At 57.0% G+C, this 15872-nt stretch carries 15 protein-coding genes; 8 read left to right on the top strand and 7 right to left on the bottom strand.

Annotated elements, in window-relative coordinates; genetic code table 11:
* The first annotated feature begins 106 nt into the window (after positions 1-106).
* From HKX44_RS03695 to ilvN, 3 genes are all read left to right on the top strand, one after another.
* Positions 107-766, top strand: coding sequence for a metal-binding protein ZinT (locus HKX44_RS03695; RefSeq protein WP_276149947.1), 660 nt, complete (start codon positions 107-109; stop codon positions 764-766).
* Between the two features lie 519 nt (positions 767-1285).
* Positions 1286-3037 carry an acetolactate synthase 3 large subunit gene (locus HKX44_RS03690; RefSeq protein WP_276149946.1) on the top strand — a complete coding sequence of 584 codons (1752 nt, stop codon included), beginning with the start codon at positions 1286-1288 and terminating at the stop codon, positions 3035-3037.
* Between the two features lie 72 nt (positions 3038-3109).
* Positions 3110-3670, top strand: a complete 561-nt coding sequence (gene ilvN / locus HKX44_RS03685) for an acetolactate synthase small subunit (RefSeq protein ID WP_276149945.1) — start codon at positions 3110-3112, stop codon at positions 3668-3670.
* 196 nt (positions 3671-3866) lie between these two features.
* On the opposite strand, the gene HKX44_RS03680 is transcribed toward ilvN, so the two are convergent.
* Positions 3867-4220: a hypothetical protein gene (locus tag HKX44_RS03680; protein WP_276149944.1), complete on the bottom strand. Its 354-nt coding sequence runs from the start codon at positions 4218-4220 to the stop codon at positions 3867-3869.
* 216 nt (positions 4221-4436) lie between these two features.
* On the opposite strand from HKX44_RS03680, the gene HKX44_RS03675 reads away from it, so the two are divergent.
* The 3 genes from HKX44_RS03675 (at position 4437) to HKX44_RS03665 (ending at position 6755) form a co-directional block, all read left to right on the top strand.
* Positions 4437-5234, top strand: a complete 798-nt coding sequence (locus HKX44_RS03675; RefSeq protein WP_276149943.1) for a helix-turn-helix transcriptional regulator — start codon at positions 4437-4439, stop codon at positions 5232-5234.
* Between the two features lie 103 nt (positions 5235-5337).
* Positions 5338-6516, top strand: coding sequence for an aromatic ring-hydroxylating dioxygenase subunit alpha (locus HKX44_RS03670; protein ID WP_276149942.1), 1179 nt, complete (start codon positions 5338-5340; stop codon positions 6514-6516).
* Positions 6513-6755 (top strand): hypothetical protein, encoded by a 243-nt coding sequence (locus HKX44_RS03665; RefSeq protein WP_276149941.1) that lies wholly within the window; start codon positions 6513-6515, stop codon positions 6753-6755. Before HKX44_RS03670 ends, HKX44_RS03665 begins: the two co-directional genes overlap by 4 nt.
* 58 nt (positions 6756-6813) lie before the next feature.
* Here HKX44_RS03665 and HKX44_RS03660 read toward each other — a convergent pair whose 3' ends face one another.
* From HKX44_RS03660 to HKX44_RS03640, 5 genes are all read right to left on the bottom strand, one after another.
* The gene (locus tag HKX44_RS03660) at positions 6814-8223 is read right to left on the bottom strand and encodes an amidase (protein WP_276149940.1); all 1410 of its coding nucleotides are present in this window, start codon (positions 8221-8223) and stop codon (positions 6814-6816) included.
* Between the two features lie 77 nt (positions 8224-8300).
* A complete protein-coding gene (gene prfB, locus HKX44_RS03655; RefSeq protein ID WP_276149939.1) occupies positions 8301-9425 on the bottom strand; it encodes a peptide chain release factor 2 in 1125 nt (374 codons plus the stop codon).
* A 91-nt stretch (positions 9426-9516) separates the two neighbouring features.
* The gene (locus HKX44_RS03650; protein WP_276149938.1) at positions 9517-12069 is read right to left on the bottom strand and encodes a PBP1A family penicillin-binding protein; all 2553 of its coding nucleotides are present in this window, start codon (positions 12067-12069) and stop codon (positions 9517-9519) included.
* 111 nt (positions 12070-12180) lie between these two features.
* A complete protein-coding gene (locus HKX44_RS03645; RefSeq protein WP_276149937.1) occupies positions 12181-13395 on the bottom strand; it encodes an N-acetylmuramoyl-L-alanine amidase in 1215 nt (404 codons plus the stop codon).
* A 16-nt stretch (positions 13396-13411) separates the two neighbouring features.
* The gene (locus HKX44_RS03640) at positions 13412-13537 is read right to left on the bottom strand and encodes a hypothetical protein (RefSeq protein WP_276155520.1); all 126 of its coding nucleotides are present in this window, start codon (positions 13535-13537) and stop codon (positions 13412-13414) included.
* A 55-nt stretch (positions 13538-13592) separates the two neighbouring features.
* Between HKX44_RS03640 and HKX44_RS03635 the strand changes: the two genes are divergently transcribed.
* Entirely contained in the window at positions 13593-13871 is a 279-nt protein-coding gene (locus HKX44_RS03635; RefSeq protein ID WP_276149935.1) for a hypothetical protein, read from the top strand.
* 15 nt (positions 13872-13886) lie between these two features.
* Here the strand turns inward: HKX44_RS03635 and HKX44_RS03630 are convergent, their stop codons facing one another.
* Complete coding sequence (locus HKX44_RS03630; RefSeq protein WP_276149934.1) at positions 13887-15035, bottom strand: aminotransferase class I/II-fold pyridoxal phosphate-dependent enzyme; 1149 nt, start codon at positions 15033-15035, stop codon at positions 13887-13889.
* 88 nt (positions 15036-15123) lie between these two features.
* Here HKX44_RS03630 and HKX44_RS03625 point away from each other — a divergent pair, with 88 nt between their 5' ends.
* Positions 15124-15867 (top strand): DsbA family protein, encoded by a 744-nt coding sequence (locus tag HKX44_RS03625; protein WP_276149933.1) that lies wholly within the window; start codon positions 15124-15126, stop codon positions 15865-15867.
* The last annotated feature ends 5 nt before the right edge of the window (positions 15868-15872 follow it).

Here is a 15872-nt window from a genome sequence, read left to right as displayed (position 1 = left end):
GAATTATGCCGGTCCGGACACCACAGTGCCTTGCCAAGTAAATTCAAAAAAGATACCACGCAAATGTTACGTTATAACATTACCTAATAAGAGCTGGAAAACCCGCATGAAACAGACATTCCTTAAACAAGCCTGCGCCATCGCTACCGGAGCGCTGATCGTCCTTTCAACGCAGTCAATCGCCCAAACCACGGCAAATTCAGCGAAGACGGACACGCATAAACACCAGCACAAGGACCACGGTCCGTCCTTGGTCAACGAGGCAGAGGTAAAAGCCCGCGCCCTGTCTGACTGGGCCAATGACTGGCAGTCCCTCTACCCCTTCCTGCAAGACGGTACTTTGGATGTTGTAATGAAACACAAGGCAGAAAGCGGCAAAAAGACTGCCGAGGAGTACCGCGCCTATTACGAAACCGGATATAAGACGGATGTTGAACGTATTCTGATCGACGGCTCCAGCGTGACCTTTTTCCGGGAGGGTCAGCCTGTACAGGGGCAATACGCGGAAGACGGATATGAAATCCTTACCTACAAATCGGGCAACCAAGGTGTCCGCTTCATTTTCGAAAAATCCGGCGGCGACGAGGCCGCGCCCCAGTTCATTCAGTTCAGCGATCACGAAATCGCACCGACCAAGGTTGACCATTTTCACCTGTATTGGGGCAATGACCGCGCTGCATTGCTGAAGGAAGTAACAAATTGGCCAACATACTTCCCAACCGCGCTGAACGGTGCAGAAATCGCGGCCAAGATGACAGCACACTAAGACGAAGACCTCCGGACTTACCGATAGCACCAAAGGGCCCGCCTGTTTTCAAACAGGCGGGTCTCTTTGAATCTGGCTCAGATCACCGCAAACCGCACCGTTTGGAACGGGCTCGCAAGTGATTGCGGTGGATGGCTGGGTCGGTTGGGTTCTTGGGGTGTTTCCCCGCCAAGGCAGGCGGTTCACGTGCAAATGCGCGGCAAACGACCTTGGTTCAGTCTCGAATCCTTGGCATATTTTCTCTTTATGTCGAGATAGCGCCGCAAGACGAAATATAATTCCGAAAAATACACCCCCAAAGACACATTTATCTCCGCATTGCCTGTTGACGCCCCGCAAAACCCCTCATAATGTCCCCGCACGTATGAAGGAGCCTTTGGGCATGACCAATCTAGTCGTCATTCTGGGAAAAATGCGCATGGGCCGGTAACGGTACACCATATTTTGACCCATGCGCCCCCGACATCCTCGGGGGCTTTTTTATGCGCCACACAAATTAACGCCGTACGGAGCACTACGATGAAACGCCAAATGACCGGAGCCAAAATGATCGTCCAAGCCTTGATTGACCAAGGTGTGGACACTGTGTTCGGATATCCCGGCGGCGCTGTCCTACCGATCTATGACGAGGTGTTTCAGCAAAATTCAATCAAGCACATTCTGGTACGCCACGAACAGGGTGCCGTGCATGCCGCAGAAGGCTATGCGCGCTCCACCGGCAAACCCGGTGTTGTACTGGTGACCTCCGGTCCGGGTGCGACAAACGCTGTCACCGGCCTGACCGACGCCCTGCTTGATTCAATCCCGTTGATTGTTCTGACCGGACAGGTTCCAACCTTTATGATTGGTTCTGACGCCTTTCAGGAGGCCGACACTGTTGGCATCACCCGGCCCTGCACCAAACATAACTGGCTGGTTAAGGAAACTGACAAGCTGGCCGGCGTGATTCACGAGGCTTTCCACGTGGCAACCTCGGGCCGTCCCGGCCCGGTTCTGATCGACATTCCAAAGGATGTGCAGTTTGCCACCGGCACCTATACGCCCAAAGCCCCATCCGTGTCGCATTACCAGCCAAAGCTGAAAGGCGATCTGGAAGAGATCACCGAATTGGTTGCAGCCATCGAAAAGGCCAAACGCCCGGTATTCTATACCGGTGGTGGTGTGGTCAACTCTGGCCCGGCGGCCAGCCAGCTGCTGCGCGAATTGGTCGAGGCGACCGGCTTTCCGATCACCTCCACCCTGATGGGGCTGGGCTGTTATCCGGCGTCGGGTGACAAGTGGCTGGGCATGTTGGGGATGCACGGGCTTTATGAGGCCAATATGGCGATGCATGACTGTGATCTGATGATCAACATTGGCGCACGTTTTGACGACCGGATTACCGGTGTTGTCGACCTGTTCAGCCCGAAATCCAAAAAGGCGCATATCGACATTGATGCCTCCTCAATCAACAAGGTGATCCGCGTTGATATCCCGATCCTTGGGGATGTGGGCCATGTTTTGGAAGATCTGCTGAAGATCTGGAAATCACGCGGCCGCAAAACCAATTCCGAAGCTGTGGCCAAATGGTGGAAACAGATCGAGGAATGGCGCGCCGTTGATTGCCTGAAGTTCGAGCAAAAGGGCAAGATCATCAAACCGCAATATGCCCTCTCCCGTCTTGAGGCGCTGACCAAAGATCACGACCGCTACATCACCACCGAAGTTGGCCAACACCAGATGTGGGCGGCGCAATACCTTGGGTTCGAAGACCCCAACCGCTGGATGACCTCCGGGGGTCTGGGCACGATGGGCTATGGTTTCCCCGCTTCTATCGGGGTGCAGATGGCGCACCCCGACAGCCTTGTTGTGAATGTTGCCGGCGAGGCCTCGTGGTTGATGAACATGCAAGAGATGGGCACGGCAATGCAATTCAACCTGCCGGTCAAACAGTTCATCCTGAACAATGAACGCCTTGGCATGGTGCGCCAGTGGCAAGAATTACTGCACGGCGAGCGCTATTCGCAAAGCTGGTCTGAATCCCTGCCCGACTTTGTGAAACTGGCCGAGGCCTTTGGGGCCAAGGGTATCATCTGTTCCGATCCCGATGATCTGGACGATGCGATCATGGAGATGGTGAACCATGACGGGCCGGTAATCTTTGACTGTCTCGTTGAAAAGCACGAAAACTGCTTTCCGATGATCCCCTCGGGCAAGGCGCATAACGAGATGCTTATGGGTGACGCCGACACGCAGAACGCAATTGACGCAAAAGGATCGGTTCTTGTCTGAGACGTTTTCTTTGAAAGAAAACGGTCGGAAACTTTGAAAGTTTCCGACACCCCCACTTGAAGGATACGGAATATGTCAGCTCTAAAAATCAAAAAAGGTGCCACCTCGCACTCCGCCTACAATCTACGCCCGAATTTTTCCGATGTGGTCGAGCGTCACACATTGGCGGTACTTGTCGAAAACGAACCCGGTGTTCTGGCCCGGGTGATCGGCCTGTTCTCCGGTCGCGGATATAACATTGACAGCCTGACGGTTGCCGAAGTGGACCAGACCGGCCACCTCAGCCGCATCACCATTGTGACCTCGGGCACGCCGCAGGTGATCGAACAGATCAAAGCCCAGCTGGGGCGAATTGTATCGGTCCATGACGTGCATGACTTGACCGTCGAAGGGGCAAGCGTGGAACGGGAACTGGCAATGTTCAAGGTTTCCGGCAAGGGCGACCACCGTGTCGAGGCTCTGCGCCTTGCTGATATTTTCCGTGCCAATGTCGTGGATAGTACATTGGAGAGCTTTGTGTTTGAGATCACCGGCGCGCCGGAAAAGATCGACGCCTTTGCCGATCTGATGCGCCCGCTGGGCCTTTCCGAAGTGGCACGTACCGGCGTTGCAGCCTTGTCACGCGGCGACTGAGCCCGTGACCGCGGGGCGCGCGACCCCCTGCGTCATTAAAAACCATCTTGGCACCAGCCCATGGTGCCAAGGGCACCTCCGGAATCGTCGGCCTGCGCTGTCTGAACATTGCGCGCGCCAGCCGATTTTCCACAAGGGCAATGCCCGCGCCCTTACAAACCACTCATGTTCCTGAAAAATTTTCGGCCTGAAGGCCCTACCCGTTCTCGCATCTGCGCAATGGGGACATCTCGCCTGTCTTACGGCGAAACGGCACGACCTTTCCATCAGAGCGCGCAGCAACCGTTTCGGCATTTCTCATCGCGATGTTAAGGTGCAAACTGTCCAGCAACCCGTTGCAAATATTGCTTTCAACCATGCGGGCGTTCATTGCGCGTCTGGTCTTGCAGACAATGGTGACGTCGAATTGCACCATATCACCGGGATGGAAAACAAGGTCCTTGTCTTGCGACTGGGATCCGGCATCATAATACACAAGGTCGCCGTGGTCCTCGCACCAGAACACAGCTTTCTCGTCGTTCACATCGCTCCACAGCACAACACCCATCATGATATCGCTACGCCCCTCTGTCCCGGTTACCGCAAAAAACCTTCAATTCTATTATAGGTGTAAGCGATTTCAGGGCACGGAAGGATTTGTGTCGAAAAAATGCCGAACTGAAGCTAAGTAGCGTCAGACCTGTTGCTAAGTAGCGTCAGGTGTGCGAAACTCCAGTACAGGAACGCTACGTCCTTCTTCAGAGTTTTCGACCAGGGACATATTGACATGGCTCACCCAACAGAATCTCCGGCACTACTGCGTAACATGTTTGGAGAGAATCTCCGCCAGCTTTCTGCCCCCTATGCCTCGATCTCCGATCTTTCGCGCCAATTGGGTATCAACCGAACACAGTTCAACAGATATCTTTCCGGCGAGAGCTTTCCGCGCCCGGATGTGCTTGCCCGTATATGCAATTTCTTCAAAGTTGATGCGCGGGTGCTGCTGGAACCCGTCGACAAAATCGGAACCGGCGATGACCCAATTGCAAACCCGTTCTTGCGCGACTTTTTTGGGACCGCAGTGTCCAATGTGACCGAAGACGCCTTTCCCAGCGGGTTCTACCGTTTTTCCCGGCGCAGCTTTAGCGATCCTAATGTCTATATCGTCGGCTTGATTATGATCCTGCGCGAGGGGTCCAATACCTTTATGCGCGGATATGAATCCGTCGAATCAATGAATTTGCAGAACCTGCCAACGAACGCGCGGGCACGTGAATTCCGCGCCCTGGTCATGCAGCAAGAAGACGGAATCGTCCTTTTGGTGTCGCGCCGCAATGCCATGACCTCGTCTTTCAATTATCTCTATCGGGTTGCCTCGTTCGAAAATAACTTTTGGGTTGGATTTATCACCCGCACCGTACCGGAAGAGGTTGGCCGCCCCCGCGCCCTGCGCATGGTGTATGAGTTTATTGGCAACAAGGTGTCGGACGCCTTGCCGGTGGCCCGTCAAAGCGGATTTCATGCCGTCGAAGACCTGTTGCCGTTCCATCGTCGCCTGTTGCAGCCGGACACACCCTTTTTCTGACCGTCACGGGTCCTGGTGTCGCCCCTGATAAAAACGGGTCGCAATGCGGCAAGGCAAATGCGTTGCGCTTGGCTATCTTTAGCTGAGCAACAGGAGAGCGCAGATGCCCAACCCCGTGTCCGATCTGAGCAATGTACGCCGTCCCATTTCGCAGGCGAACGGTTTACCCAATGCCCATTATACCGACCCCGCAGTCTTTAACGAAGAGCGTCAAGCCGTGCTGTTTGACAGCTGGGCCGGACTGGGCGTCGGTGCTGATGTCCCAGAAATTGGTGATGCCGTTCCGGTAACCTTTCTCAACATGCCGCTGTTGATCGTACGTGACAAACAGGGTCAGGTGCGGGTGTTCCAGAACATCTGCCGCCATCGCGGGATGATCCTTGTTGATGCCCCGCGCAAGATCGAAGGGGCGATCCGCTGCCCCTATCACAGCTGGTGTTATTCTACCGACGGTCGGCTGGTCAGCACACCACATGTCGGTGGCCCCGGGCAAAACACCCATGAGGGAATCGACCGTGATCTCCTGGGCTTGATTGAGGTCCGCAGCCACATCTGGATGGACGTGATCTATATCAACATTTCCGGCACCGCGGCCCCCTTTGAAGAGGCCCACGCTGATCTGTTGGCCCGATGGGCCGAGTTCGACAAACCCCTGTTCCATGGGGGACAGGACAGCCGCTTCACGCTTGAGGTAAACTGTAACTGGAAACTCGCGGTCGAGAACTATTGCGAGAGCTATCATCTGCCCTGGGTCCATCCGGGGCTGAACACCTATTCCCGACTTGAGGATCACTATCACATCGAAGAGCCGGGCAAGTTTTCCGGCCAAGGCACATGGGTTTACCGTCAGCTGAAGGACGAAGACGGTACCGTTTTCCCCGACTTTGACGCCCTAGAGTCTAAGTGGGACACGGCGGCGGAGTACATTACGGTCTATCCGAACGTGCTGCTTGGGGTGCATCGCGACCATACCTTTGCGATTATTCTGGTCCCGCAGGGCCCGGACCGCACGGTCGAAAATATCCACCTTTACTATGCCGCCGAACACACGCCTGACGCCCTGCGCCAGCGAAATACAGAGCAATGGAAAGAGGTCTTTGTCGAAGATGTCTTTGTGGTTGAGGGTATGCAGCGGGGACGTCACGCGACCGGTTTTGACGGCGGGCGGTTTTCGCCGGTGATGGATGGGCCAACCCATATGTTCCACGATTGGGTCGCCGCCCAGATGGAGCGTCATCGCACCGACGCACCGCCCCCTCAACCGGCACATGCCGCGGAATGAACAGCATTGATACCGCCCTGCTTGCCGCCCATGCGGCAGGCGACGGGCTGACCATGATGCAGCTCTATGCCCAGGCAGCAGAGACCGCGGAAACGCCTGACGCAGCGGCTTTTTTCCTCACTCACGCCTATGTCTTTGCATTGGAGGCGGGACATGCCGACGCTCCTGCACTGCACCAGCGTTTGATCGACGCCGGACGCGAACATCCCGCAGGACCGCCACGTCGGCCCAGACGGTAAAACACCCGGACAACAGGCCAATACATGGAATTTTGCTCAAGGCAGTGGAATGCCAAGTTCAGCCTGGCATGGCGCGCGTGCGCGGCCAATCGGTTGCGGTGTGCCAATGCTGTGCCAGTTTCAATAACTGACCATCACTGCCGTGGCGTCCGATCAGTTGCAGCCCCCCGGGCAAGCCGTTCTCGCCAAAGCCTGCGGGAATGTTCACCACCGGCAAACCTATCAGCCCCGCTGGGATCACCACCTGCATCCAGCGGTGATAGGTGTCCATCGCCACACCCGCAATTTCCGTCGGATGAACCGCGTTTACATCAAAGGGCCAACATTGCGCCGAAGGCAGCACCAGCACGTCCACCTGTTCAAACAACCGGTTCACTGCGCGCAGCCAGTCAGAGCGTACCATACTGGCGTGGTTCACCTGCATGGCGGACATGGCAAGACCGCGTTCGATCTCCCATATCGCAGCCGGTTTCAATAGCTTGCGTTTTTCACTATCCGCATAAAGCGCGTGACTGCCGCCCGCCACTGCGAAGGAACGCAGGGTGATCCAGCTCTCCCACAGCTGATCCGCATCAAACGGGGCAGGCAGGTTTATCACATGATGGCCAAGCGCTGACATCTGTTGCAGCGCCTTGTCGCTCAGCTCTGCAATACCTGCCTCGTAGGGCAGCGCGCCCTCCCAATCCCCCAGATAGCCGATCCGTTGAGCGGGCAGCGGTGCGGTTAGCATCGGCAAGGTCGCATCAGGGCTGGTGCTGAGCGGCTGCGCGGCGTCGGCACCGGTCATTGTATCCAAAAGTGCCGCCAAATCTTGCGGACACCGCGCCATTGGCCCCAAAGTCGACAATTGATGCAGGAAAACATCGCCATCCGCGTCCCCCGGGATGGTGCCCCATGTCGGACGCATCCCATAGACATTGTTCCACCCCGCCGGGTTGCGTAAGGACCCCATCATGTCCGAACCATCCGCCACCGTCAGCATCCGCGCCGCCAATGCCGCCGCCGCCCCGCCGGATGATCCGCCAGCAGACCGCCCAAGGTCATAGGGGTTGCAGGTGGCACCATGCACCGGATTGAACGTATGGCTGCCCAATCCGAATTCTGGCGTATTGGTCTTGCCGATGATCAACGCCCCCGCATCGCGCAGGCGCTTGACCATCACGTCATCTTGTTGCGCAATCTGCCCCTCGAAAAGGGGCGAGCCCTTTGAGGTAGGCAAGCCGCGGGCATTGGCCAAATCCTTGATCGCAATCGGAATACCGTGAAGCCAGCCCTTGCGCGGTGCGGAATCGGCGGCCTGTGCCTCTGCCAAAAGCGCGTCACCGTCACGCAGGGACACAATCGCGTTTACCTGCGGGTTCACAGCATTGATACGGGCCAGCGTTGCCTGCATCACTTCAACTGCAGAAACGTCGCCCCTTTCCAGGGCACCCGACAGGGCGCGGGCGTCTTCATCCAAAATATCCATGGCCGGACTTAATCAACAGAAACTCTGGAAAGCAAGCATGGCCGCGCAGGACTAGGGCCATGGCCCCAGCGCGTGCCCTAAGCCCCCTGAGCCTCAGCGCGGCTCTTGCCGCTGACCGCGAGCGCCAGTGTCGCCCCCATCAGCCCATCAAGATCGCCGTCCAGCACCCCTTTGGTGTCCGAAGTCTCGAAGTTTGTACGCAGGTCCTTAACCATCTGGTAGGGTTGCAAAACATAAGATCGGATCTGGTTGCCCCAGCCGGCATCCCCTGCACTCTCGTGGGCTTCGTTGACCAGTGCCGAACGCTTGTCCAGTTCCATCTGGTACAGCCGGCTTTTCAGGGCTTTCATGGCGATATCACGGTTTTGGTGCTGCGACTTTTCCGAAGATGTCACAACAATGCCGGTCGGGTGGTGGGTGATCCGCACAGCGGAATCGGTGGTGTTCACGTGCTGACCGCCGGCACCGGATGACCGGTAGGTATCAATGCGGATGTCACTGGGGTTCACTTCGATCTCGATGTTGTCATCCACCACTGGATAGACTTTGACCGAGGTAAAGGATGTGTGCCGCTTGGCCGCGGAATCAAACGGGCTGATCCGCACCAGCCGGTGAACGCCACTTTCGGACTTCAGCCAGCCATAAGCGTTATGCCCTGCAATCTTGTAGGTCGCGGATTTAATGCCGGCTTCTTCACCGGCGCTTTCCGCCTGCAATTCAACCTTATAGCCCTTCTTTTCGGCCCAGCGAACATACATGCGTGCCAGCATACTGGCCCAATCGCAGCTTTCTGTCCCGCCGGCACCCGAGTTAATTTCAAGAAAGGTATCGTTGCCATCCGCCTCGCCGTCCAGCAGCGCTTCAAGCTCTTTCTGTGCAGCGGTTTCGGCCAGCGCTTTCAAGGCGGTCTCGGCCTCAGAGATGACTTCCTCGTCATCCTCCATCTCGCCCATTTCAATCAGTTCGACGTTGTCGGTCAACTCTTGCTTGATGCCCTCATAGGTCGCAATGGAATCGACCAGCGCCTGCCGGTCACGCATCAGTTTTTGCGCGGCATCTGCGTCGTCCCACAGGTTGGGATCCTCGACACGGGCATTAAATTCCTCAAGCCGGTGCTGGGCAGTTTCAACCCCAAGCCGTTGCCCCAACAATTCCAATGACTTGGAAATCTGGTCTGCGGTATTTTGTGCCTCTGCGCGCATCGGGTTCAAGCCTTTTTTCTATGCCCTATCGACATAGACCAGCGGTTCAACACCTTCAAGCCGTCGGGCGGGGGAAACCCCCGCCAGCAATTCAGTAGAGACCACCTGATGACAGGGTACCAAAGCTTGCCTTGGGGCCAACTACGGCTTTTTTGCCGGTCGAGGTGGTGACTTGCTTGGCAACGCGGTTGACCTCCTCCACCAGCGGCAGATCCGAGCCCATAGCAAAACCACCATCGAAAGTGATGCCAAATACCGGCTCTTCGCCGCCGCGGAAACATTCGGAAACAACATTCGGTCCCGAGGCACCAGCGCTCAGGCGGGCCCCCGAGAAACGGTCAATCTTGATGAATTCACAGGCCTCGGGCACCTTGAATTTGCCGCCACCGTATTTTTTGACCGCCTCTTGCATGAACCGTTGGAAAACCGGGCCACACATGCCGCCACCGGTCGCACCACGCCCCATCGGTCTGGGTTGGTCGTATCCGATATAGCAGCCCGCAACGATGTTGCTGGTGAACCCGACGAACCAGACATCTTTTGCCTCGTTGGTTGTACCGGTCTTGCCTGCGGTCGGCACACCAAGGTTTACCGCCTTGCGAGCGGTGCCGCGTTCAACAACACCGCGCATCATCGACGTCAGCTGATAGGCGGTGACCGGGTCCATTACACGGTCACGGTTTGAGATGACCCGTGGTGCAACACCGGGGGCCAGACTGGCCTGTTGGCAATCATCACAGATCCGGTCGTCATGTTTGTAAACGGTTTTCCCGTATCGGTCCTGCACACGGTCCACCAGCGTAGGCGTTACCCGCTCGCCGCCGTTGGCAAACATTGCATAGGCGCTGACCATCTTGAACAGGGTGGTTTCCTGCGACCCCAAGGCGTTGGCCAGTACCGGTGCCAGATCATCATAGACCCCAAACCGTTCGGCATAGCTTCCGACGACACTCATGCCGACTTCCTGTGCCAGACGAATTGTCATCAGGTTACGCGATTGTTCGATGCCGGTGCGCAGGGGTGTCGGTCCGTAAAACCGATTGGAAGAGTTCTTGGGCCGCCAGACCCCCTGTGGTGTGTTGATCTCGATCGGGGCGTCCACCACGATCGTGGCCGGGGAATAGCCGCTGTCCAGCGCCGAAGCGTAAACGAAAGGTTTGAAACTGGAACCGGGCTGTCGTTGGGCCTGTGTGGCGCGGTTGAACACCGATGCCTGATAAGAGAAGCCACCCTGCATGGAAATCACCCGGCCGGTGTCGACGTCCATCGCAACAAAAGCCCCCTGCACTTCGGGCACCTGACGCAGGGTCCAGCGGATGAAACTGCCATCAGCGTCTGCTGTCATCCGGCGGACCAGCACCACATCACCTACGTCAAGCAGATCACCGGCAACGCGGGCTTTGCGCCCCAGCTTGCCGTTTTCCAGACGTTTGCGGGCCCATTGCACATCCTTCGCAGGAATAAAGTGCCCCGCACCGTCCTCTGCTACGTTCTCGATACCGATGCGCGCATCATTTTCACCAAGCGCCAGCACAACAGCCGGATACCACTGGTTTTCAAGGTCGATGTCACGCGGTACGCGCAGATCAGAAAGTGCCTCACGCCAGTTTTCTTCACTCTCCAATTGCTCAGACGAGATCTTCTTGCCGGTTCCCCGCCACACACCACGCCCACGGTCATACTGTTCCAACTGACGACGCAGAGCGTTGGCCGCAATCGGTTGCATCTCATTATCGATGGTGGCGCGTACGGTCAAACCGCCGGTGAAAAACTCACCCTCGCCAAAATCTTCTGACAACTGGCGGCGGATTTCATCGGTAAAGTAGTCGCGCGGCGGCAGGTCTTTTTTGAAGCTGTCGAAATCGCCATTCTGAACCGAACGCAGCGGCTGCGCCTTTTCAGCGGCATAGACCGCGTCCGAGATATAGCCGTTTTCGTTCATTTCCCGCAGCACGAAGTTACGCCGCTGTAACAGGCGTTCCTTGCGACGCACCGGATGGTAATCCGACGGAGCTTTCGGCAGTGACGCCAGAAAAGCCGCCTCATGCGGGGCCAGTTCGGCAAGTGTTTTGTTGAAATAGGTCTGAGACGCCGCAGCGACCCCGTACGAGTTTTGACCAAGGAAAATCTCGTTCAGATACAGCTCAAGGATTTTTTCTTTATCCAAAGCCTCTTCCACACGGGCGGCTAGAATGATCTCCTTGATCTTACGTTCTGCGCGCCGGTCACCAGAGAGCAAAAAGTTCTTCATCACCTGCTGTGTAATGGTTGAGGCCCCGCGCACGTCACGCCCCCGCGAGCGCACGGCGTCAATAGCCGCGGCACCGATACCGCGCAGATCATATCCGTCGTGTTCGTAGAAATTCTTGTCTTCCGCCGAAATAAACGCCTGTTTGATCATTGGCGGAATGGTGTCCGCAGGGGCAAACAGCCGCCGTTCCTTGGCAAATTCGTCAATCAGACGGCCCTGCCCCGAATAAATCCGGCTGATCGTCGGGGGGGTGTATTGCGCAAGGCTTTCGTGGCTGGGCAGGTCGCGGCCATACATCCAGAAAACAGCACCAATGGTCAGCGCCACCATGCCGATGCTCATTGTGAGGGTGGTAAAGATACCGCCCAGAAAAGAAAGGATAAATCGGAACACCTGTGCAGACCTTTGGCTATGGCTGTCGTTGCTTGCGCTTATAGGGGATCGCGACGGGATCGTCAAAACCCCGCGGCAAGCGCAATCGGCTGTTTTTGGCGCAACGCCAGACTATTGGCGCACCAATGGGGCACGGGCGGCGTCACTGTCCCGCCAGGCCAGAATCGCCTTGACAATGCCTGCGACCATCGTGCTGCGCCAGACCGGATCGCGCAGGTTTTTCAGATCACGGTCGGAACTCAGAAACCCAACCTCGACCAAGACCGACGGGATATCCGCCGATTTCAACACCGAAAATCCGGCTTTGCGCAGCGGCCTGCGGTTCATCGGTCCGCCCGCCTGCTGCATTCCGTCAATCAGCGTATTGGCCAGAGACAGCGACCGTGGCTCGGTTTCCTGTCGTGCCAGATCCAACAGAATGCCCGCCACCTGATCATCTGATCCGGTCAGGTCTGCGCCGGCAATGATATCAGACCGGTTGTGACGCGCCGCCAGATGAGCAGTTGCCGCATCGCTGGCCTCTTTGGACAGAACGTAAACAGTCGCGCCCTTCGCACCGCCTTGCCGCAGATTGTCCGCATGAAGCGAGATAAAGATATCGGCCTGTGCCTGATGTGCGATAGCGACGCGGGTTTCGAGCGGCACAAATATGTCCTCGTCGCGGGTCATCACCACATCGACACCGCTGCGCAGCAAGACCTCACGCAGGCTGCGGGCAAAAGCAAGCATCAGGTCTTTTTTGCGAATTTCGCCGCGTTCAGCCCCCGGATCAATCCCCCCGTGACCAGCATCAAGTGTGACAATAAATCTATCTGGTTCAGTCGTTTGCGGTGCGCGTGGCAAGGTCAAAGCCTGCGGCCAAGCCGGATCAACTGGTGCGCCGGCCTGCGCGGCAAAAACCTCGGCGTTGACGGTCTTTAGAGTGATTTCAAGGGTCGCTCGCCCGCTTGCCACATCGACCGGCATTCCGATTTCCACCGGCACCATTGGTTCAGCCAGATCCGCAACCAAGCGCGACCAACCGGGGCGAAACGGCCCAAACCGCACAGCCGCCACCCGTCCCGCTTCCGGCAGGATCATTTCCGGGCGCAGGGTGGACCAATCCGCTTCCTTGAAATCAACCACCAGCCGCGCGGGATCATCCAGCAAGAAGACGCGAAACGGCACCCCCTGACTAAGGCCCAGCGTGACCTCGGTCTTGCCGAACCAGCGGTCTGTCACAGTTGACCTTGCCGGATCGACCCGCGCAATAACGCCAAGTTCCTGCGCCACTGCGGTGCTTGACCACAGTCCCAGAAACATCGCCAGAAATAGGAATGCCCGCATCGTTCACCGCTTTGGATTATGCCGTTTGCCCCTCTTTAACACGCCCGATCAGGCCCGCCCAGCCATTGGGACGGATCAGGGGCGCAATCTTGGGAACCTGGGCAAAACAGAGCGGATCATAGAGAGAACCCATTGCGGCCACATTCACGCCACCTTGCTGCGGCATAGCAACAGTAATCAAGCGAAAGGAGCGTCGCGTGAAATCCCTGAATACCCTTTCCCGTCTGGGCCGCGCCTTGCAATGGTTTACCGTTATCTGGATTTTCCAACTGTTGTTCTGGGCGCTCTATGTCTGGTTCTTCCGGGACGGAGACCCGGGGGCGCATTCCTTTTTCAGTCTGTTTTCCCAATTACTGCAAGACTACGGCTGGATGCCGATGGCAGCGGGCACAGCCCTGCGCATGGGGTGTTCACCATGGATGCCAGAGCCGACCGGCCGCCGCGGGCCAGAACCCCAGCCCGGTGGCACCTATTGAAACAGTGGCCAAGGCCTAGCCCATTCGGCCTTCCATAAAGGTTTTGAGCCGCGCCAGACCTTCAGCAATGTCCGCCGTGCTGCGGGCATAGGAAAACCGCAGGGTTGTGGCCCCGCGCACAGGGTCGAAATCAAGACCTGGCGTCACGGAAACCTTTGCCTTTTCAAGAATTTCCGCCGCAAAGCTCAAGCTGTCAGAGGTATGCTCACTGACATCTGCATAAACATAAAACGCACCATCAGGCGGGGCAAAACTGGTGAAACCCGCCTCTTTCAAACCGGTTAACATCAACGCACGGTTGGCGCGATATACATCCATATTTGCCTCCAACTCCTCGGTGCAATCCATTGCCGCAAGGGCTGCAACCTGGCTGGCATGAGGCGAACAGATGAACATGTTCTGCGCAATCCTTTCGACCACACGCACATGATCGTCCGGCACGACCATCCAACCAACACGCCAGCCGGTCATCGAAAAATACTTGGAAAACGAATTGATCACGTAACAATCATCCGTCACTTCCAGCGCGGTCACGGCTTTTTGATCGTATTCAACGCCGTGGTAAATCTCGTCCGAAATGAACGAGGCACCCTGCCCCGCACAGGCGTCAATCAATGCGGCCATGGCCGGACGGTTCAGCATTGTGCCTGTTGGGTTGGCCGGCGACGCGACAAGCAAACCAGCCAGATCCTGATCCGCAAAATCCGCCGGCACTGGCTGCAACCTGTTTTCAAGCGAGGTCTGCAAATCAACCGGCGTCAGGGCCAGCGCCTTGAGTATCTGGCGGTAGCTGGGATACCCCGGTGCGCCGACGCCCACGCGGTCGCCAGTGTCAAAAAGTGCATTAAAAGCAAGGATAAACGCGCCGGACGCCCCCGGGGTGATGACCACACGTTCCGGATTCAAATCGACATTGTACCATTCCCCATACATCTGGGCGATGCGGGCGCGCAGAGCTGGCAGCCCTAATGCAACAGTGTATCCAAGGGCACCGTCCTCCATGGCTTTTTTCAAGGCCTCAATCGCACCTTTCGGCGCACCTGTACCGGGCTGGCCGACTTCCATACGGATGATGTGCTGGCCTTCGGCTTCGGCCTTGGCGGCAGCTTGCATAACGTCCATCACGATAAAGGGATCGACTTCGGACCGGGTTGAGTTGCGCATAGTCTTGCTCCTGTGTCTGGGCCGTGTTTCACTGCGATTGCGCCGAACGTCAAGTTGGCGCGGCACTTGCTTTGAAAGGTATCCTGTCATGATGCTCCGTTTTGCTGCCCCAATTTTCGCAGCAGCCCTCGCCCTGCCCGCCACCGCCATGGATTTGACCGAATTGTCAGATGCAGAACGCGCCCAGTTCCGCGCCGAAGTGCGGGCCTATCTGATGGAGAACCCCGAGGTGATCATGGAGGCCGTCGATGCCCTGCGCGCGAAGGAGGCCAACGCCCAGGCGCAGGCCGATGTGGACCTTGTCAGCGTCAACGCCGACGCCATTTTCAATGACGGCTATTCCTGGGTTGGCGGCAACCCCGAGGGCGACATCACCTTGGTCGAGTTTCTGGATTACCGCTGTGGTTACTGCAAAAAAGCCCATGACGAAGTCGCCAAACTGTTGGAGAAAGACGGAAATATCCGCCTGATCGTCAAAGAGTTCCCGATTCTGGGTGATCAATCTGTGCTGGCCTCGCGGTTTGCCGTGGCGGTGAAACAGGTTGCCGGGGATGACAGTTATAAGGCGGTCAATGATGCGTTAATGGCCTTTCGCGGTGACGTCAGCATTGCATCGCTGCGCCGTTTAGCCACCACATTAGAGCTGGATGCAGACGCCATTGAGGCCGCGATGAATAGTGATGCCGTGACACAAGAAATCGCCGGTACCCGCGCCCTTGCCCAGCGTTTACAGATTACCGGCACGCCGACCTTTGTGATGAAGGACGAGTTGCTGCGCGGTTATCTGCCCTATGACCAGATGCGGGCCCTGCTGGACGAAAAGCGCGGGTAAAACCG

The sequence above is a fragment of the Sulfitobacter sp. M05 genome (assembly GCF_029285175.1).
Taxonomy (GTDB): Bacteria; Pseudomonadota; Alphaproteobacteria; order Rhodobacterales; family Rhodobacteraceae; genus Sulfitobacter.
Note: the sequence above shows the minus strand (reverse complement) of the source record. Positions and strands in the feature narration are given on the sequence as shown.